The 20325-nt window shown below is 52.9% G+C and carries 20 protein-coding genes and 1 riboswitch; of the genes, 3 read left to right on the top strand and 17 right to left on the bottom strand.

All coding sequences use genetic code 11. The features are described from left to right. Nucleotides 1-17 precede the first annotated feature (17 nt). Nucleotides 18-833: an EamA family transporter gene (locus B5D20_RS02225; protein ID WP_078664601.1), complete on the bottom strand. Its 816-nt coding sequence runs from the start codon at nt 831-833 to the stop codon at nt 18-20. Nucleotides 834-1072: 239 nt separating this feature from the next. Further along, a riboswitch (cobalamin riboswitch) is annotated at nt 1073-1254 on the bottom strand. 144 nt (nt 1255-1398) lie between these two features. On the opposite strand from B5D20_RS02225, the gene B5D20_RS02220 reads away from it, so the two are divergent. Beyond that, nucleotides 1399-1764, top strand: coding sequence for a DUF5362 family protein (locus B5D20_RS02220; RefSeq protein WP_078664640.1), 366 nt, complete (start codon nt 1399-1401; stop codon nt 1762-1764). 87 nt (nt 1765-1851) lie between these two features. Here the strand turns inward: B5D20_RS02220 and B5D20_RS14185 are convergent, their stop codons facing one another. The 6 genes from B5D20_RS14185 to B5D20_RS02195 form a co-directional block, all read right to left on the bottom strand. Further along, on the bottom strand, nt 1852-1983 hold the full coding sequence (locus B5D20_RS14185; protein WP_278308214.1) for a hypothetical protein: 132 nt from the start codon (nt 1981-1983) through the stop codon (nt 1852-1854). A gap of 235 nt (nt 1984-2218) precedes the next feature. Further along, a complete protein-coding gene (locus B5D20_RS02215) occupies nt 2219-2770 on the bottom strand; it encodes an FmdE family protein (protein WP_078664600.1) in 552 nt (183 codons plus the stop codon). 227 nt (nt 2771-2997) lie between these two features. Beyond that, complete coding sequence (fdhF, locus tag B5D20_RS02210; RefSeq protein ID WP_078664599.1) at nt 2998-5682, bottom strand: formate dehydrogenase subunit alpha; 2685 nt, start codon at nt 5680-5682, stop codon at nt 2998-3000. Between the two features lie 12 nt (nt 5683-5694). Then, nucleotides 5695-7341, bottom strand: a complete 1647-nt coding sequence (nuoF, locus tag B5D20_RS02205) for an NADH-quinone oxidoreductase subunit NuoF (RefSeq protein ID WP_078664598.1) — start codon at nt 7339-7341, stop codon at nt 5695-5697. Further along, nucleotides 7338-7823, bottom strand: coding sequence for an NADH-quinone oxidoreductase subunit NuoE (gene nuoE / locus B5D20_RS02200; protein ID WP_242952033.1), 486 nt, complete (start codon nt 7821-7823; stop codon nt 7338-7340). The genes nuoF and nuoE overlap by 4 nt, the downstream gene beginning before the upstream one ends. 17 nt (nt 7824-7840) lie before the next feature. Beyond that, complete coding sequence (locus B5D20_RS02195; RefSeq protein WP_078664596.1) at nt 7841-8695, bottom strand: formate/nitrite transporter family protein; 855 nt, start codon at nt 8693-8695, stop codon at nt 7841-7843. 189 nt (nt 8696-8884) lie between these two features. On the opposite strand from B5D20_RS02195, the gene B5D20_RS02190 reads away from it, so the two are divergent. Together B5D20_RS02190 and B5D20_RS02185 are read left to right on the top strand one after the other, a co-directional pair. Further along, entirely contained in the window at nt 8885-9715 is an 831-nt protein-coding gene (locus B5D20_RS02190; protein ID WP_078664595.1) for a C39 family peptidase, read from the top strand. 95 nt (nt 9716-9810) lie between these two features. Then, on the top strand, nt 9811-10332 hold the full coding sequence (locus B5D20_RS02185; RefSeq protein WP_078664594.1) for a hypothetical protein: 522 nt from the start codon (nt 9811-9813) through the stop codon (nt 10330-10332). 52 nt (nt 10333-10384) lie between these two features. Here the strand turns inward: B5D20_RS02185 and sigE are convergent, their stop codons facing one another. From sigE to ftsW, 10 genes are all read right to left on the bottom strand, one after another. Next, a complete protein-coding gene (gene sigE / locus B5D20_RS02180) occupies nt 10385-11110 on the bottom strand; it encodes an RNA polymerase sporulation sigma factor SigE (protein ID WP_078664593.1) in 726 nt (241 codons plus the stop codon). A 1-nt stretch (nt 11111) separates the two neighbouring features. Continuing rightward, nucleotides 11112-11957, bottom strand: coding sequence for a sigma-E processing peptidase SpoIIGA (locus tag B5D20_RS02175; RefSeq protein ID WP_159071906.1), 846 nt, complete (start codon nt 11955-11957; stop codon nt 11112-11114). 126 nt (nt 11958-12083) lie between these two features. Next, nucleotides 12084-13166 carry a cell division protein FtsZ gene (gene ftsZ / locus B5D20_RS02170; protein WP_078664591.1) on the bottom strand — a complete coding sequence of 361 codons (1083 nt, stop codon included), beginning with the start codon at nt 13164-13166 and terminating at the stop codon, nt 12084-12086. Nucleotides 13167-13248: 82 nt separating this feature from the next. Further along, nucleotides 13249-13578 carry a small basic family protein gene (locus B5D20_RS02165; protein ID WP_078664590.1) on the bottom strand — a complete coding sequence of 110 codons (330 nt, stop codon included), beginning with the start codon at nt 13576-13578 and terminating at the stop codon, nt 13249-13251. A 14-nt stretch (nt 13579-13592) separates the two neighbouring features. Beyond that, a complete protein-coding gene (locus tag B5D20_RS02160; RefSeq protein ID WP_159071907.1) occupies nt 13593-14333 on the bottom strand; it encodes a cell division protein FtsQ/DivIB in 741 nt (246 codons plus the stop codon). Between the two features lie 92 nt (nt 14334-14425). After that, complete coding sequence (gene murA, locus B5D20_RS02155; protein WP_078664588.1) at nt 14426-15706, bottom strand: UDP-N-acetylglucosamine 1-carboxyvinyltransferase; 1281 nt, start codon at nt 15704-15706, stop codon at nt 14426-14428. Between the two features lie 4 nt (nt 15707-15710). Next, nucleotides 15711-16607, bottom strand: coding sequence for a UDP-N-acetylmuramate dehydrogenase (gene murB, locus B5D20_RS02150; RefSeq protein ID WP_078664587.1), 897 nt, complete (start codon nt 16605-16607; stop codon nt 15711-15713). Then, complete coding sequence (gene murC / locus B5D20_RS02145) at nt 16583-17998, bottom strand: UDP-N-acetylmuramate--L-alanine ligase (protein ID WP_278308347.1); 1416 nt, start codon at nt 17996-17998, stop codon at nt 16583-16585. Before murC ends, murB begins: the two co-directional genes overlap by 25 nt. Nucleotides 17999-18088: 90 nt before the next feature. Then, on the bottom strand, nt 18089-19198 hold the full coding sequence (murG, locus tag B5D20_RS02140; protein WP_078664586.1) for an undecaprenyldiphospho-muramoylpentapeptide beta-N-acetylglucosaminyltransferase: 1110 nt from the start codon (nt 19196-19198) through the stop codon (nt 18089-18091). 18 nt (nt 19199-19216) lie between these two features. Next, entirely contained in the window at nt 19217-20323 is a 1107-nt protein-coding gene (gene ftsW / locus B5D20_RS02135) for a putative lipid II flippase FtsW (RefSeq protein ID WP_107753671.1), read from the bottom strand. Nucleotides 20324-20325 lie beyond the last annotated feature (2 nt).

Below are 20325 nucleotides of genomic sequence, written 5' to 3'. Positions count from 1 at the left end.
TAAATTAATTACACAAATTACACACTTTTTACAGTCTTCTTTCGGTTCCTCTCAATGCTGATTAGCACAACCGCTGCCAGTACCAATACGGCCCCAGTCAGCTTGCTGCTATTCAGCTCCTCACCGGCCCAGAACCAGCCCAGCAATACTGCTACCACCGGATTGACATAGGCATAGGTTGACACCCAGAGGGGATCTGCATTTTTTAACAACCAGATGTAGGCGCTATAACCCACTAGCGAACCAAACAGCACCAGATAACCAAAAGCCAGCCAGGACTGCATCGTAACCTCATTCAGGTCCAACCGGCCCGCCTCTCCCAGCAAAATACTTGCCCCCAGACAGGCCAGCCCTCCGGCCAGCATTTGCATGCCAATGGCAAGCCAGGCCGAATCAGGCCAGTTAGCCTTGCGGGAGTAAATAGAGCCCCAGGCCCAGGAGATCGCCGCCAGCACCACAATTAAGTAATAGCTGTTAATCGCCCCCGAAACACTGGCCAGTGAAGGCGAAATTAGCCAGAGGATCCCAGTGAAACCGAGGATCAAGCCCAGCCATTCCAGGGGCTGCGGCCGTGGCCGTGCCCCCGTGGCCCAGGCTATTAAGGCCATCCAGAGGGGTACAGTAGCGATAATCAAGGCAGCAATACCGGAAGGCACCTGCTGTTCCCCCCACACCACGCCGCCATTACCGCCCAGAAGCAAAAGCGAGCCGACAATCACCGCATATTTCCATTGTTCTACTGTGGGTCTCGGCGCTCCACCTAACCTCGTCCAGCCGTAGAGCATGCTCTTGACACAGGCTTGCCACATCTGAGCGGGCGTGAGCTTATCCATTTTATCACCTCCAGATCGCTTGAGTTAATTATAAACTATAAAATAATGTCGCGCTTCTAATTTTTTGCTGTCTAATTAGCAAAAAAAGAAAAAGGCAGATCAACTCCGCCCTCTATAATAACCTCGCCTGGGTAGACGATAATGGGATAGCAATAAATAAAATCCTCTGCCTTTACAAGCAGAGGACTATTGGCCCACAGAAATAAGCCTTTACTCCCCCTGCCTGTCCGCGCAGGCTCAGGTCACCAACGGAATGAGCAGGTCTCCTGGCTTAAGATCATCGCTCCCTCAGCCTTCCCGGATTAACCCAGTGGCTAAATTGAGGTCGCTCCCTTTCACAGTGGCGGGACCGCGTCAGATTCGCACTGACTTCCCTTTTCAGTTCCGTTTATACGGAACCACTCATTCCTGCTATGTTTTTGTTTATCATAACACAGTTTCAGTGGAAATGCAAGTACTACCAGTCCTGGCCTATATTTTTCTTCCATTTTTGGCGAACTTAAGAGGAATTTGTCAACAAAGGGAGAATATATCTGATTATAAAAAATGTAAATGGGGTGATATTTTGGTTGACAGGGAAATTTTATCTCAACACAGCAGGTGGGTAGGTTTTGTAGGTATAATGACTGTTATTTTCGGCGTTATTTCAGCTATTGCTGGTCTCTTTGCTTTTATCGTAGGTGCAATTCTTGGAATTATTACGATAATACTGGGACTGAAACTGCGCGGTGCAAAAAAATATGCCGACCAGATCATCACTTCCGGTGGCGATTCCACTCAGTTGAACATGTTGTTTATGAACCTTAATACTTACTTTAAAATTCAAGGAGTATTAATCATTATCAATTTGATTATGATAGCCCTGGCGATTTTCTTCGGAATATTTGCCGGTGTTGCCTCAATGAACATGATGAGCCCCAATTCATTCTAGCAGTAATATAAAAATCAATCGAGTAGAAAGGGGTGATTAACCCCCGTCCTCTCACACCACCGTATGTACCGTTCGGTATACGGCGGTTCACCAAGCTTGACGAATGCGATGATAACGTTCAGTTAAACTCTTCAAGCCCTGACTATGCCAGTAGGCATTGTTCAGGGCGTTATTTAATTGTCGAGACATACGCCAGTAGCCTTTACGGGCATTAGCCATTATACATTATATGGACTACTCGCTCCGGTAGGCCCAGGGTTCGTGTTCGGCCCTTCACCAGTTTGACGTCAATACTGCTTCAGATTCCACCTCACGGAGGACACCCTGTCTTAAGCTACGGCTACTGCTACCTTCGCCGTTCGGGATTTTCACCCTATAGACAACGCCCATGCCGGGCGCACAAAAATTAGGGAGGGCAAATTTTTGCCTTCTCCCTGTCATGTACTATACAAATTTACCAGCCACGATTATACTCCCCGGCACAGGGAATGCAGACAAACTGACCATCTTTTACCCTGAGTCGGGCTTCCATCACTGATTCCCCGCACTCCGCACAGGTCCAGGACTTATAGATTCGGGCCCGCTCCGGAAATTCCAGTGGAATTTTTTGCACAGTACAAAAATCATCTTCCTGTAGCTCCAGTATAAACCGGATTCTTCCCTCCCGGTCAAGCCCCAGCTTTTCCAGTTCCTGACGCCAGCCGACGCTCTTTACCACTATTCTGATTGCTTCCCTGTTTTTCCTATTCCCTATAGTATAAACCTGTTTGCCATAATCCCGGTAAAGCAAATTTCCTTTACCTAGCGTACAGCCCGTTAATACCTGAATAGCATCCACCCCACAGGCATCATTTTCCACAATCGCTACCAGCTCCTCATCCTGAGCTCGCTCTACCCCCAGCTCTTTAAGGGCGATTTGCGCTACCCGGTAGCCCACTGCCAGGCCAGGACATTCATGGCCGTGAAACTCTACACATCTTTCCCAGGGCGTTCTCGTTCTGTCCATAACAGCTTCCCTCCATTCTGTAGAAAAATTATATACCTGTAGCTAAAATTTAGCAATAAGATGGATAGGTGGGCAGGTTTTGTCGGCATTATGTCCATTATTTTCGGCACCATTTCGGCCATCGGCGGTCTCTTTGCCTTTGCTGTGAGTGCGATTAAAAAAATACGCCGACCAGATTATAGCTTCCGGTGGCGATCAGACTCAGATGAACCTGTTGTTTATGAGCCTTACAATTTCCTTATCTTCACCGCACTGATTTTCAACTCCGGAATCTTGCAGACCGGATCAAAAGCTGCATTGGTCAGGACATTGGTTGGCGTCTCCTGATAGTGGAAAGTGAGAAATACCATGCCCGGTGGCACCAGATCGGTTACCTGCACCCGGGTTTCCACCCTACCGCGCCGGGAAGTCACTTCCACCCGGTCTCCATCCTTGATGCCAAAACGGTCTGCATCCTGTGGATGAATCTGCATCAGCTCCTCAGGCCGGATCAGATCCAGCCGGGTGCGCCGGGTCATGGAACCGGTATGGAACTGGTAGAGATTGCGGCCGGTATTGAGCAGAAGCGGATACTCAGCATCGGGTTCCTCTGCGGCCGGAATATGCTCAACGGCATGGAAGCGGCCTTTGCCGCGGGCGAATTTTTCCGCATGCAAGTAAGGAGTGCCGGGATGGCCGGGAGTAGGACAGGGCCACTGGATGCCGCCTTTCTCCAGACGGGCATAGGTGATACCGCCATAGAGGGGATTGACCAGGGCGATTTCCTCCATAATCTGCTCCGGGCCCCTGGGATAATGCCAGTCATGGCCCAGCCGCCGGGCCAGCTCCAGGATAATCTGCCAGTCCGGCCGGGCTTCCCCGGGAGGAGTGATGGCCTGGCGCACCCGCTGAATGCGCCGTTCGGTATTGGTGAAGGTGCCATCTTTTTCAGCAAAAGTTACGGCAGGCAAAACCACATGGGCCAGCCGGGCCGTTTCCGTCAGGAAAATATCCTGCACCAGCAAAAACTCCAGGTTTTCCATGGCCTTGCGTACATGGTTGACATCAGGGTCAGCCAGCATGGGGTTCTCACCCATGATATACATGGCTGCAAGCTCGCCCCTTGCAGCGGCATTCATCATCTCTGTCAGGGTCAGGCCCGGAGTAGACGGCAGCTCAGTGCGCCAGATGGTTTCAAACTTCTGCCGGTTTCCCTCCGCTTCCACCAGCTGGTAACCGGGATAGTAGTTGGGCAGGGCTCCCATGTCGCAGGCACCCTGAACATTGTTTTGCCCCCGCAAGGGATAAACACCGGTGCCGGGCCGGCCCACATTGCCGGTGAGGATGGCCAGGTTGGCGACAGCCAGTACATTCTGGGTACCGGAAGTATGCTGGGTGATGCCCATGGCATAGATGATGCAGGCCCGTTCCGCCTGGCCATAAAGGCGGGCAGCAGCCCGGATTTGTTCCGCCGGCACGCCGGTGATTTTCTCTACCCGGTCCGGCGGATATTCCTCCACTTTGCGCCGGAATTCCTCAAAGCCTTCACTGCGCTCAGCTACAAAGGCCTGATCCCAGAGGTTTTCCTGCAAAATCACATAGGCCAGACCGTTGAGCAGGGCGATATCCGTACCGGGCCGGTGCCTGAGCCAGAGGTCAGCATAGCGGACCAGCTCGATGCGCCGCGGGTCGGCCACAATCAATTTGGCCCCCCGCTTCACTGCCTGCTTGATGCGGTAACCGGTAACGGGATGGGCCTCAGTGGTGTTGGCCCCGATCAAAAGCATAACCTGGGTTTCCAGTAAGTCATGTATGGAGTTGGTCATAGCGCCACTGCCAAATGCTGTTGCCAGACCGGCAACGGTAGAGCTGTGTCAAAGGCGGGCGCAATGGTCGATGTGATTGGTATTCAGCGCCGTGCGCATCAGTTTCTGGAAAAGGTAATTTTCCTCATTGGTACATTTAGCTGAAGCCAGCCCGGCGATAGCCTGGCCGCCCCGCCGCTGCAAAATGTCCCGCAGGCTGCTGGCAGCAAAGTCCAGGGCTTCCTCCCAGCTTACCGGCACCAGTTCCCCGTTTTTGCGCAGCAAAGGCCGCGTCAGGCGGTCTGGTGAGTGGACATAATCCCAGCCAAACTGGCCTTTAGCGCAGAGATGGCCCTGGTTGGGCCCGGCTTTGTCCCCTGTTACTCCCACAATCCGGTTATCCCTGACTTTCAAAAATAACTGGCAACCGACTCCACAATAGGAACAGGTAGTCTGAACTTTGCGGATTTCCCAGTGACGACCCTGCCAGAGGGAGGATTTTTCCACCAGAGCCGCTACGGGGCAAACGTTGACACACATGCCACAGGCAGTGCAGGTGGTTTCCTGTAATGGGTCATCATAGGCAGATGTAACCTTGGTCTGAATGCCCCGGCCCATGAAATCATAGACATGGGCACCATTGACCTCAGCGCAGATGGCAACGCATTTGCCGCATTTAATACAGCGACCATAATCGCGGATGAAAAAGGGATTGGTGTCATCAATAGGAAAGACCTGTTTTTCCCCGTCCTTATAGGGAGTATCCTCCACCTGATAGCGATAACAGTAATCCTGCAAACGGCAGTCACCATTGCGGGGACAGGTCAGACAGCGCAAATCATGGTTGGCAATGAGCAGGCGCAGAATTTCCCGGCGCGCCTCTACTACCCGCTCCGATTCGGTTTGAATTTCCATCCCTTCTTCTACCGGAGTGGCGCAGGCGGCCAGCAGTTTGCGGGCCCCTTTTACTTCCACCACACAAAGGCGGCAACCGCCGAAAATAGGCAACCCCTCTTCATAGCAGAGAGTGGGGATAAAAATGCCATTGTTCTGGGCTGCCTTGAGTATGGTCCATTCTTTCGGTACCGTATATTCCTGGCCATTGATTTTTAGACGTATCTGATTCATGGCTTCACCTCCTTAAGCCTGGGCCTGTAATTTGGCGGCCCGTTGCCGCATGCGCACCAGGGGCTTACAGACTCCGGCCGGACAATCCTGCCGGCGCATATGCAGTTCATATTCCTCCCGGAAATAGCGGAGAGTGCTGAGAACGGGATTGGGCGCCGATTGTCCCAAACCGCAAAGGGAAGAATCAATAATGTTGCGGCTTAAGCTTTCGATCCGCTCCAGATCCCCTTCCTGTCCTTTGCCTTCCACCAGTCGCTGCAGGATTTCCAGCAAACGGGTGGTCCCTTCCCGGCAGGGTGTGCATTTGCCACAGGACTCCATTCTGGTAAAGGAAAGGAAGAAACGGGCCAGTTCCACCATGCAGGTGGTTTCATCCATCACTACCAGACCGCCAGAGCCCATCATCGCCCCGGCCGCCAGTAAAGAATCATAATCAATAGGCAGGTTCAGATGTTCTTCGGTCAGACATCCGCCGGAAGGCCCTCCGATTTGCACGGCTTTGAATTTCTTGCCACCCCTGATGCCGCCGCCGATATCGAAGATGATTTCCCGCAGGGTAATGCCCATGGGCACCTCCACCAGACCAGTATTATTAACCTTGCCGGTGAGGGCAAAAACTTTGGTGCCCTTGCTTTTTTCTGTGCCAATGGCAGCGTAGCGGGCCGCTCCCTGGTTGATAATCAAGGGGACATTGGCAAATGTCTCCACATTATTGACATTGGTGGGTTTGCCCCAGAGACCGCTCACGGCGGGAAAGGGCGGACGGGGCCGGGGCATACCCCGATTGCCCTGGATGGATTCAATCAGGGCTGTTTCTTCCCCACAAACAAAGGCACCGGCACCCTGTTTGATTTTAATGCGGAAATTGAAACCTTTGCCCAGGATATTTTCCCCCAGATAACCTTTAGCTTCAGCCTGTTGCAGGGCAATCCCCAAACGTTTGACAGCCAGGGGATATTCGGCCCGGATATATATATACCCCTCGTCAGCCCCAATGGCATAACCGGCAATCAACATGCCTTCAATAACAGCATGAGGGTCCCCTTCACAGATGCTGCGGTCCATAAAGGCCCCTGGGTCTCCTTCATCAGCATTGCAAACCACATATTTTTTGGTGCCAGGAGCATTCCGGGTAATCTCCCACTTGGTTCCGGTAGGAAAACCGCCCCCACCCCGGCCTCTGAGGCCAGAAGCTTTGATTTCGGCAATTACCTCTTCGGGGGCCATAGTAAGAGCTTTAGCCAGAGCCTGGTAACCCCCACTGGCCAGATAATCTTCGATATTTTCCGGATCGATCAGCCCACAGCGGGCCAATACCAATCGTTGCTGTTTCTGGTAAAAAGGTACCTCATGGCGGGTTTTAACCTTCTCTCCCGTTTCCGGTACGGTATAAAGCAACTCTTCAGCCACCCGCCCTGCCTGCAGGGCAGCTGCTAAGTCTGGCGCCTGCTGGGGCTTGACCTGGCAATAGAAAATATCATCGGGTTCGATTAAAACCAGGGGGCCCTGTTCGCAAAAGCCGTGACAGCCCGTGAATTTCAACTGAAACTTATCCGCCAGCCCCCGGGCGATGAGTTCCCGTTTCAGAGCCGCAAACAGCGGCCGGGAACGGGAGGAAACGCATCCCGTTCCGCCACAGATCAAAATGGTTTTCTTCACTGCTCCATTCCCTCCTGTTGCCGGTATTGGGCCAGCACTTCCGTTACTTTTTCCGGAGTCATCTTACCGTGGGTATCATCATTGACAGTGATAACCGGGGCCAGGCCACAGGCCCCAATACAGGCTACTGACTCCAGGGTGAATTGCAAATCCGGCGTGGTTTCTCCCGGTTTAATGCCCAGCTCCTTTTCCAGGGCCGCCAGCACCGCCGGCGCCCCCCGCACATGGCAGGCCGTGCCCATACAAATGCGAATGATATTTTTGCCCCGGGGTTCCAGATGAAACTGAGAGTAAAAGGTCGCTACCCCCAGCACCTTGGCCAGGGACAGGCCCAGCCCGGTTGCGATTTGTTCCAGCACCTCCCGGGGCAAATACCCCACCTGATCCTGAGCTTCCTGCAAAAGGGGGATTAGCCCCCCATCACTGCCCCGGTACTTTTCGATCAGCCTGGAGATGTCTTCCTGTGGGATCGGTATTGCCAAACTCGCTCCCTCCTCGACTATACTCGCTTGTACAGATAAACAAACCAGTAGGCCAGTCCGACAAAAACGGCTCCGCCAATAATATTCCCAATGGTAACAGGAATAATGTTCTTCCAGAACATCGTTGCCCAGGTCAAGCTGGCCAGGTCCCCCGGGGCCCCGGCCACCTGCCAGGCAGATTGTACCGCCGGTACATGTTTGACCAGCCAGGCAAAAGGCAGGAAATACATATTGGCGATACTGTGTTCAAAGCCGGAGGCGACAAAGGCGGTAATGGGAAAGATGATGGCCAGCAGTTTGTCGGACAGGGTGCGGCCCGCATAGGTCAACCAGACGGCCAGAACCACCAGCATATTGGCCAGGGTACCCCGGATCACCTGGGTGAGAAAATCATATTTCAGCTTGCCAAAGGCGATTTTCAGGGACTCCACCGCAAAGAAATGGTCCTTCACCGCATATTGCTGGGAATAATATACCAGCAGAGCTACCCCAAAGGCACCGATGAAATTGCCGATATAGACCAGCACCCAGTTGCGCAACAGGTCCCTGAGGGTGATTTTGCGGGTCATATAGGCGATGACCAGGAGGGTATTACCGGTGAACAGCTCCGCTCCCGTGATCACCACCAGAATCAGGCCCAGGGAAAAGGCCAGACCGCCCAGTAACCGGGAAATACTATATCCTGTTTCCGCCTGAAACACCGCCATGGTATAAAATTCCCCGGCCAGAGCGATAAAGGCTCCGGCCAGAATCCCCAGCATCACCGTACTGCGCAGGCTGTTTTTGGCTTTTTTCACCCCGATACTCTCCGCCTTCTCGGTAACCGCATCAGGGGTGAGGATATCCACACTCAATTTGGGATGGTCAGCCATGAACTCCCTCCTCTCGTTCTTTGTTCTCGCTTAGTTTGTCTGATTTTGGTCTGTTGTATTAGTGAAGTAAAGTGTCAGAATATCGGGAAACTAAGCGAAATTTGGCGGAAAGTATTGGTTGATTTTTTTTCCTGGTAATCTATAATTTGCTTAGGGCGCCCTGAAAAACAGTGAAAGGGGGATAAATATGTGAAAAAAATATTTATCCTTTGTTTATTAGCAATTTTAACGTTTGGATTTAGTATACCTGTTCTTGCTGAATCACAAATCGTTGATGAAACTATGATTAACAATCAGGCAGATTCGTTAACACCTGCCCAAATCGAACAGCTAAATAAAGAAGAAGCCAAAAAGTATCAACAGGTACTTAAATATATTGAACAGCAAGCCAAAAATTTAAAAGCCCAAACCAGCATTACTCCTCAATGGACATATCCAGTTTCAAAAATTTTAAATGTCCCTTATCATAAACAACTTTACAGTACCTGGTGTGGCCCTGCTTCAGCCTTACAGATTATTGATTATAATGGTAAATATAGCAGTGTATCAGGTAGTACTGAATATCAAAAACAGCAAACACTAGCAGATCAAATAGGTACAAATGATAACGGCTCAAACACTGTAAATATAAGAAATGTTCTTAATAACTATCTGAGTTCCATCCACAGCTGGACAGTAAAAAGAATTGACAGCAGTAGCGGTGCTTACGATACCCTTTGGAATATAATAGACTACAACATCTTTAACGCAAAGCAACCCGTACTGTTATTGGTACAAACAAAATATCTGCCATATTATAACGGCCATGTTTCACAACATTATGTTGTTGTAGATGCTCTGACCAAATATATCGATGATGGCACCGGACAGCCGGTAAAAAGCATTTCAACTGTAAGAATCGTTGATCCCAATCCTAACTCCAGTTATACCGGCTATCATACAGTAACTTTCAATGACCTATATAATGCGGCAATAGGATATTTTGACAGTGGAAGCCAGTATTATAATGTTTGTTATTAATTGAAGATAGACAAGTTCGTACACACGGCAATTAGCAAAATCTATTGCCGTGTGTAATTCATTTTTTTATATATGGATGAGGAGAGGATAGAACAATGAAAAGATTATTCCTTTTTCTCCTGTTATTAACCATGATTTCCGGTTGCCAGCAAAACCCTCAGTCCACAAAACCTGACAGGGAAATTAACCAGCTCAAATCAGATATAACCTATCTCGAAGAACAGGTCCGGATTTTACAGGATGAATTGAAAAAAGCCAAAGAAGATATTATCACCCTGGCAACTGTTGATATTGATGGCAAAACCCCTCGAGATGTAGTCCTGCAGTATTTGCAAGCCGCTAAACGTAGAGACTGGAAAGCTATGTACAAAGTTTATCAGGTGCCGGATGATATGTCGTATACTGAATTTAAACAGTCCATGGATAGAGTTAACTATGTAAAATTGCTTGAATTTCAAGTGGGAAATTTTGAAGTTCTTTCAGGTAATCATGCCATTGTTTATGTTACTTATACTGATAAGTTTAGCGATGGACGGATTGTCAAAGAAGTGAATGAACCCTGGAGCTGCGTCAGAGTTAACGGCAGATGGATGGTCAGATGGCTACCCCGGCAATAAAAAACCCTCCCGCCTGAGCAGGAAGGTCATCTCTCATAGATAAATTTCTCTGTCACTCCATCCGGCAAATTTCCCGTTTCATCTTCTTGATAATCTTCTTTTCCAGCCGGGAAATGTAGGACTGGGATATCCCCAGCAGATCAGCCACTTCCTTCTGGGTCATTTCCCGCCCGTTTTCCAGACCAAAACGCAGTTCCATGATTTTGCGCTCCCGTCCGCTGAGCTTCTCCAGAGCCAGCTGCAAGAGGCGGCGGTCCACCTCATCTTCCAGCTGCTTATAAATACTGTCATTTTCCGTACCCAGCACATCGGAAAGCAATAATTCATTGCCATCCCAGTCCACATTCAGGGGTTCATCAAAGGAAACCTCAATCCGGGTTTTATTGTTGCGGCGCAGATACATCAGGATTTCGTTTTCAATGCAGCGGGAAGCATAGGTAGCCAGCTTGATTTTCTTTTCCGGCACAAAGGTATTGACCGCCTTGATCAAGCCGATATTGCCAATGGACACCAGATCCTCAATTCCGATACCGGTATTTTCAAACTTGCGGGCAATATAGACTACCAGGCGCAAATTGCGTTCAATCAAAATCTCCTTGACGGATTGGTCTCCTGCCTCCAGGCGTTCAATCAAATAGGCTTCTTCTTCAGGGGCTAAAGGCGGCGGCAGAGTTTCGCTGCTGCCAATATAATGGACGGGCCGCAACAAGCCCAGGCGTTTTAACCAGGGTAAAATCCATAAATACAATCTCCATTTCAGTTTGCGCCACCAGCTCACGCTAAATCCCCTCCTCTATTCTCTCTGGTAATAAAGCTTGATAGTGCTCGCCCAGACTCCCTTCATAAATCGCTACCAGCAAACGCTGACTGCGCACCGTCCTGTCTGCGCTTTCTATTTCCACCCAGTCGGGTTTAAAAGCCGGCAAAAGGCCCTGCTGGTGCCCCAGGCCCTGAAAAGGCACCCAGCGCCAGCGGGTTTCCCAGCCGGGCTGGTCCAGGCGCTCAGGCAAAAGCTGCTTGACTGCCTCTTTTTCCACCACCAGCACCGGCCAGCCGCTTAAGGGCTCCACCAGGTGATTGCCGCTGTCCAGCCAGCCCTGACAGGCCACCACCTGCTCTCCCACCGCCACTCGTACCAGCCGCTGATAGGCCCGCCGGGCAGCCTGACGCAAGGTGAGCAAAGGCTGGCAAAGGCCCCAGAGCCAGCCCAGCACCGCCATCAGGGGTAAGGCCCAGGCCAGGGCGCTGAATATCGGCCACAAACGGTCTGTAAAGGCCGTCCCCTGCCTTTCTGCCCAGAAAAGCAGGCCCAGTACCCCGCCCCCCAGGGCAAAGGAGACCAGATAAAAATGGATCAACTGTCCCAGCAACTGCCGCCAGGAAGACCAGGGATACCAGACCACCGTTACCATGAGCAGGGAGAGCCCGAACTTCTCCAGGACTACCAGCCAGGGCGACTGACTGAAGAAGGCATAAGCTAAACTGGCCAGGGCCCCCAGCCCCGCCCCCAGCCAGGCCCGCCAGCGAGCCGGATAGGGGCGGTAAAGCCGTCCACACAGCCAGATAATCAACCAGTTAAGACTGAGGTTAAGCAGGAAAATATCCTCAGCGTAGAGGGTGCCCATCGGCTGCACCTCCCGTTCCATCCTGATTATACAACAGAAGCTGGTCAGAAATTTGTCTAAATCGGGCAGGCAAAAAAGAAAACTCCTGTCTAATACAGACAGGAGTTTGTCGAAATCCTGGTAAGTTTAGCGGCGGTTACGCAGGAAAGGCGGGATGACAATATTGTCATCACTGGGTGCCACGGTACGGCCATAAAGCTTGTCCTGCTGACCAGGCCGCTGGAAGGGATTGCTGCCCTGGCTGACCCGCTCTGTAACCTGATCAAAGCCAGTGGCGATAACGGTTACCCGTACTTCATCCTTGAGGTTATCATCGATAACGGCACCGAAGATGATATTGGCATCAGGATCAGCGGCATTGGTGATGGTTTCTGCCGCTTCATAGACTTCCAGAATGCCCAGCTTGCTGTCCCCGGTGATATTGATCAGCACCCCTTTAGCGCCATCAATGGAGGTTTCCAGCAAGGGGCTGGAAATAGCCATCCGGGCCGCTTCCGCTGCCCGCTTCTCCCCGGTGGCGGTGCCGATACCCATCAGGGCAGACCCGGTTTCGAACATGATGGTTTTCACATCCGCAAAATCCAGGTTGATTAAACCGGGCACAGCAATAACGTCGGTGATGCCCTGAACCCCCTGGCGCAGCACATCATCGGCCAGACGGAAGGCATCAATGAAGGAAGTGTTCTTGTCAGCGATTTGCAGCAAACGGTCATTGGGGATGGTGATCAGGGTATCCACCCGGGCCTTGAGATTGGCCACCCCCCGTTCCGCCTGGGTCATGCGCTTGCGGCCCTCAAAGCTGAAAGGCTTGGTCACTACACCCACAGTCAGAGCGCCCAGCTCCTTGGCCACCTCAGCCACTACCGGCGCAGCTCCGGTACCGGTACCGCCGCCCATGCCGGCAGTAACAAATACCATATCTGCTCCCTTAAGGGCTTCCACCAGGGCATCCCGGCTTTCTTCCGCCGCTCTCTCCCCGATATCGGGATTGGCCCCGGCACCCAGACCTTTGGTCAGCTTGGCGCCAATCTGGATTTTGTGACTGGCCTGGGAAAGATATAAGGCCTGTGCATCCGTATTCACAGCTATAAACTCCACACCTTTGAGGCCGGAGGCTATCATGCGGTTAACAGCGTTATTTCCACCGCCACCCACGCCGATTACTTTTATGTTGCAGAACTGATTCAGGTCCAGATCGAATTCCAGCATTTACCTAACCTCCCTTAAAAAGTCCCTGTAATAAGATTCAACGCGGAAGGCGGTTTTCCTTTTTTTTTAATAGGGATTTTTTCTAATTTTTTATGAGATAACGGCGGATTATGGCCAGGTTCTGGAACAGGCGTACCCCGAAGGCAAAAATTGCCGCCATGTAGAGGTCAACCCCCAGCCTTTCCCCCAGGTAGGCCAGCAAACCGGCCATCAGGGTATTGGTAAAAAATCCACTGATAAAGATTTTAGTATCAAATTTCCCTTCCATGCCTGCGCGGATACCGCCAAAAACGGAATCAAGGGCAGCCAGCACCGCCACTGACAGATAACGGGCATAGGTTACCGGCAAAGCCAGGGGAGAACTTAAACCGATCACTAATCCTATAATCAGACCCAGGATGGGCAACCACATTTTCCTGTCCTCCTTTATTCCACCGTCTTATAGGTGGGATAGCCCTGATGGCTAACATCCACATACAATAGTTTTTTATCTTTGACCTCTTTCCATACCTGCAAAAAGAGATTTATCTTCTGTTGCCCTCTCTCTCCGTCGCCCAGCCGTACTTCAATGCCATCCACCGTATACAGTTTCAGATTGTTTTCATCCCGCACATCGATTTCCGATGTTGAGAGGTACAATTCCCGGGGCAAAATCTTGAGCAGCGCCAGGCCACTGCTGATTCCCGGCTGGTTTAGCTTCAGTCCCGGGTGAGGCTGTTTTAGCTGGATACCGGTCAAAAGAGGCAAATTTTTTTCCTGGAGGGAGTCCACTGCCTGCAGTAATACCCCCTCTTCATCGATCAGCCAGAAGCGCCCCTGGTAAGGCACCAGCCCCAGACCCTGGCGTTCCTGGACGGCAATGATAATCCGGGAGGGTAAGTCCCGTTTTACCTCCACTCCCTTTAACAGGGGGTGCATGGCCAGTTTACGCGCCGCTTCCCCGGTATTGACCTTGAAGATATTTTCGCCGGGGTTGATCCCACTCATCTTGCGCAGGGAATCCTGCTCCAGGACATTATTCCCCTGCACAACAATACTGTTAATATTAAACAAAGATGATTGCAAAAAAACATAAAAAGCTGTCACCAGCAAAGCCAGAAAAAACAAACTCTGCCACAGTCGCCAGCGCCGCCTGGGCCGACCATAACGAGCCACCTTCCGCTGCAAGCCTCTCACCTCCCCGGTTCTTTTTTTATTATACTGCATTTTAATGTCTGCGGCGAGAGGGCCTGTCCAGGAAAAAACCAAAAAAAGCAGCCTTAGCTGCCTGTAATCCGGCGCATCTGCGCCCCTACCTGACAATACTTCTCTACGAAGGCCTCATAACCCCGCTCCAGGTGCTGAATATTTTCCACAATGGTCTTTCCTTCTGCTGCCAGCCCGGCCAGAGCCAGGGCGGCAGCTGCTCTCAGGTCGGTAGCACTCACTTCTGCCCCGGTCAGTTTGGCTACTCCTTTAATAAAGGCCGTGCCATTTTCCGTTTTGATATTGGCGCCCAGCCGGTTGAGCTCCGGTACTTGATTAAAGCGGGCTTCAAAAATATTTTCTGTAATCAAACTGATGCCAGGGACCAGGGTCAAGAGAGCCATAAACTGGGCCTGCATATCAGTGGGAAAGCCGGGATAGGGCTGGGTGCGAATATCCACCGCCTTCAACTGCCAGTCGTGCGGGAAAACGGTAATATAATCATCCCCGATTTCCAGCTTAACCCCCATTTCCATCAGTTTGGCGGTCACCGCTTCCACGTGCTCGGGTATAATGTTTTTCACCGTTAACTGGCCGTTGGTAATCACTCCCGCCACCAGATGGGTTCCCGCTTCAATGCGATCAGGAATAATACTGTGACTGGTTCCCTTCAGTTTTTTTACTCCCTCAATCTTGATTACATCTGTCCCGGCACCGCGGATGCGAGCTCCCATTTTGTTGAGCAAATTCTGCAAATCCACGATTTCCGGTTCCTTGGCAGCATTGCGGATTACCGTTGTACCGGCCGCCAGGGTAGCCGCCATCATAATGTTTTCCGTCGCGCCCACACTGGCCACATCCAGGTGAATAACCGTTCCCTGCAAGGGCAGAGGGCCATGGGCCTTGATATACCCTCCCGAAATGGCAATATCCTGGCAACCCAGGGCCCGAAATCCCTTGATATGCTGATCCATCTGCCGTGACCCGATACTGCAACCGCCGGGCATGGATAGATGAGCCATGCCGCAACGCGCTAGCAATGGACCCAGTAGAAGGTTGGAGGCCCGGATTTTGCGCACCAGTTCATTGGGCACTTCCCGGCTGGCATCCAGATTCCGGCCACTGATTGCCCACCGTCCGTCCTCCAGCTCCCTGATCGTCCCTCCCACCTGCTGGATTACTTCCAGCATTGCCTCCACATCTTTGATGCGGGGCAGATTGTCAAACACCACTTCTTCTTCGGTAAGCAATGCTGCTGCTAGCAGCGGCAAAGCCGCATTCTTGGCAGCACTGACAGTGATGGTACCTTGCAATGGGCGCCCACCCACAATTTCCAGTTTAGCCTGATTAGCCATGCTGTCACCCCACAATCTGCACTTCCGGTTCCAGCTTGATGCCGTGGACCTGGGCCACCCTCGCCTGAACCCGCTCCATCAGGCGCAAGGCCTCGCTTGCCGTACCTCCTCCTAAATTGACAAAAAAATTGGCATGCACCGGGGAGACCTGGATTTGGCCTTCCTGCCAGCCTTTGCAACCGGCGCTTTCAATCAACCGACCGGCACTCCCCCCGGGGGGATTTTTGAACACACTGCCACAGCTGGGTAAGTTCAGGGGCTGATGCTGTTGCCGCCAGGCCAGCAGTTCCTGGGCCCGCTGCTGTAACTGAACCGGGTCAGCAGGTGTCAAACGGAAACTGGCTTCGATTACCACTCCTGGCCGCGCTGCCTTGAGCCGGGAGCTGCGGTAGCCATAATCCAGTTCCTGGCTGGACCAGACTTCCTCTTCTCCCTGCCAGTTCAGGATGGTGACCTTCTCCACCACCTCGGCCATCTGGCCGCCATGGGCGCCGGCATTCATCAGTACAGCCCCGCCCACAGTGGCCGGTATGCCCCCGGCCCATTCCAGTCCGGCCAGACCGGCCGCCATGGTTTTCCGGGCCAGTACCGGCAACAATACCCCTGCCTGGGCCCTGATTTTTTCCCCGCTCAGTTCCAGCTGCTGCAGTTTGCTCAGTTTGAGGGCAACTCCCGGCCAGCCGCTATCCCTGACCAGCAGATTGGAGCCATTGCCCAGCACCAGCAGAGGAATTTGCTTCTCCTGGCAATAACGGAGCAAAGCCGCCACCTGATCCGGCCTTTCCGGCAGGACCAGGGCCCGGGCTGGTCCTCCCAGCTTCCAGGTGGTATGGCGGCTGAGCGGCTCCTGCCAGCGGATTTCCCCGAAATCTCCTTCTAGCCGGAAGCTACTTCTGTCCACAGCTGCCGCCCCTCTTTCTCTGCTTCCAGTAAAATTTGTGCCAGCTCTTCTCCCACCTGCCGGATATTACCCGCTCCCATGGTCAAGACCAGATCACCGGGCTTAAGAATTTGCAACAGCTTCTCCTTTAATTGAGGCAAAGTGGGACAATACAGGGTCCGGGCCCGCACCTCGGCAGGCATAGCGGCAATTATCCCTTCTGTGCTTACCCCCGGGATGGGGTCTTCCCCCGCACTATAAATGTCTGTCAGTAACACCAGGTCAGCCTCAGCGAAAGAATGGGCAAATTCCTCACCCAAAAATTTGGTCCGGGTGTAGCGGTGGGGCTGGAAACAGGCCACCAGCCGCCGGGGTCCAGCCTGACGTGCCGCTTTCAGGGTAGCCTGCACTTCGGTGGGATGATGGGCATAATCATCCACCACCCAGATACCCAGATGCCGGCCCAGGGTTTCAAACCGACGCATTACACCCTGGAACTGAGCCAACCCATCAGCGATCGCCGGAAAAGCCAGGCCAAAATGCCGGCCCAGGGCTACTGCCGCCAGGGCATTGACTGCATTATGGCGCCCGGGAACAGCCAGGCGCAGCTGCCCCAGTTTTTGCCCACCCTCGTAGACGGTCGCCACCTGCCAGGCTCCTTCCCGCACCGGCTCCTCTACCCGGTAATCAGCAGTAGCAGCAAAACCGTAAGTTAGTTTAGGCCCCTTATGTTCAGCCGCCAGGCTGGCGGTGAGGGGATTGTCGATGCCCAGGACTGCCAGGCCATCGCCAGGCAAACGGTTCAGATAGGTGCGAAAAGCGGTGATGATTTTGCTCAAATCCCCGTAATAGTCCAGGTGGTCTGCCTCGATATTGGTTACCACGCCGTACTTGATGGGCAGTTTGAGGAAGGAACCATCGCTTTCATCCGCCTCGGCCACCAGATAACGGCCCTGACCCAGACGGGCATTGCCGCCGATGGTGCGGAAGGTACCACCTACCACCACCGTGGGATCCAGCCCGGCCTGTAACAACATGTTGGCTACCATGCCGGTGGTAGTGGTCTTGCCATGAGCCCCGGCAATGCCAATTCCTTCCTGTTGCTGCATAAACCAGGCCAGCAAATCGGAGCGATGCCAGATAGGCAGGCCTATTTGCTGAGCCCGCACCAGCTCGGGGTTTTCCGGCCTGATAGCGGTAGAAACCACCACCAGTTCTGCCCCCTCCACCAGTTCCGCCCGATGACCGATACTGACCCGGGCACCCATTCGCTCCAATTTGGCTGTTACCTGGCTGGCCTTCACATCCGAACCGCTCACCTGATGGCCACGGCCCAGCAGCAGTTCCGCCAGGCCGCTCATACCTGAACCACCTATACCGATAAAATGGACCCGGCCCTTGATTTCTTTCACTGTGCTTCAACCCCTTTCCGGAAGCGCATAGCATTCTATGAATTTTGCCTATAATGTGTGACCGGGCTTGTCCGGTCCACTGCCAAAAAATTAACGGGCTTTTTCCAGTAAAAACTCCATCAGATCCGCTAAGGCCTGCGGTCTCCCCAGCTGGCGGGCAGCTGCCGCCATTTCCTGCAAACGCCGGGGCTGTTGCAATAATTCCGTCAGCAAACTTACCAGCCGCTGGCCATTCAGTTCCCGGTCCAGCAGCATGCGGGCCGCTCCCGCCTGGACCAGGGCCCTGGCGTTGTATTCCTGATGGTTTTCCGCTGCATAGGGATAGGGCACCAGAATAGCAGGCAGGCCACGCACAGTAATTTCCGCCAGTGTAGTAGCCCCGGCCCGGCAGAGAATCAGGTCGGCAGCCGCCAGGGCATGGGCCATCTGGTGTTCGTAGGGTTTAATGTAAATATTGCCCTTTTTATAGTTTTCTATACCTAAAACGGAAATTGATTCCATGGTTTCAGCAAAAGTAAGCTCACCGGTTATATGGACTATATCCAGAGGAGGCAACTGGTTGAGCGCGCGGTAGACCCCCAGCATGGCCCGGTTGATACTGCGCGCTCCCCGGCTACCCCCGGTAACCAGCAGGACCGGGCGTTTGCCCTCCAGCCCCAGATAGGCCAGCCCTTCCTCCCGGCTTACCCGGCTGATTTCCGGCCGCACCGGCAAACCGGTTACCCGGTACTCCACCCCGGCCGGAAAACGGGCAGCTGCCTCCGGGAAAGTCAGGGCTACTCCCGCCACCCGCCGGGCCAGCAAACGATTGGCCAGACCGGGAAAGGCATTTTGTTCATGTAAAAGAGCAGGAATTCCGGCCAGGGTAGCCAGGGCCACCACAGGAAAGGAGACATAACCCCCGGTGCCGAGCACCACCTGGGGCCGAAATTCCCTCAGAATTCGCCGCCCCTGTTTTAATCCCCGCAGCAGGCGGGGAGTAAAAGTCAGCAATTCCCGGTTGATAGTGCGCGGCAGTCCCTGTACCTCCACCGTCAGGAATGGAATACCCGTGGGCGGCACCAGTCGGGCTTCCAGGCCCCTGCTGGTGCCCACATAAAGCACCGAGCCGCTGCCAAACCGCTCCTGCCAGGCCCGGGCCACCGCCAGGGCTGGATATATGTGCCCCCCGGTTCCACCACCGGTCACCAGTAGACGCATAGTTTCACCTTCTTTATGTCAATGGTCAAGGGTATAGCGGGAAATATTGAGCAAAAGTCCAATCCCGGCCATTGAGAACACCAGGGAGGTGCCACCAAAACTGATAAACGGCAAAGTAATACCCGTTACCGGCAGAGAACCGGTTACCACCCCGATATTGACCACTGCCTGCAAGCCTACCATTGAAGTCAGACCGGCAGCCAGCAAACTGGCATAGGCATCCGGGGCGGTAATAGCCACCCTTAGCCCTCGCCAGACCAGGATCATAAACAGAAAGATGACCAGGGCCCCACCCAGAAAACCCAGCTCTTCCCCGATAATAGCAAAAATGAAGTCAGTATGCTGTTCCGGCAAATAGAAATATTTTTGCAAACTCTGCCCCAGCCCCTTGCCAAAAAAGCCACCGGAACCAATGGCATAAAGGGACTGGATAATATGATAACCACTGCCCATGGGATCAGCTTCCGGATCCAGAAAGGCCAGAAAACGCCGCATGCGGTAGGGCTCCAGGACAATGGCCAGCGCCACCGCCGCCAGCCCGCTTAACGCCAGCCCGACCAGCTGTTTATAGGGCACTCCGGCCGCATACAGCATAATATAGACTGTACCCGCCAGCGCCACAGCTGTCCCCAGGTCAGGCTGCAGCAAAATCAGGCCACAGACCAGCCCCAGTACCCCCAGCAAAGGTAATGTGCCCCTGGTAAAGGAATGAAGCTGTTGCCGGGCTGCAGCCAGATAATGGGCAGAAAACAGCACCATACATAACTTGATGGTTTCCGAAGGCTGGAAACTCATAAACCCCAGATTGATCCAGCGCTGTGCTCCATTGACCGTCTTACCCACTCCCGGCAAGAGGACCAGAAGCAGCAGGACAATGGCCAGAAACAGGGCCGGCATAGTAAAACGTCGCCAGCGCCAGTAATCCACATTTTGCATGACCAGGAGGGTAATGGTGCCCAGACAGGCCCAGAGGAGCTGTTTTTTAAAGAAGAAAAAGACATCCCCTTCATAACGGTAATAACTGGTTACGGAGCTGGAACTGAAAACCATAACCAGACCAAACACCAGCAGGGACATTACGGCCAGAAAAAGCAGAAAATCGGGCGCCCTTCTCCTGGTATACACGG

It is taken from the genome of Carboxydocella sporoproducens DSM 16521 (genome assembly GCF_900167165.1).
Lineage (GTDB): Bacteria > Bacillota.
This window is presented reverse-complemented; position numbering and strand designations above follow the sequence as displayed.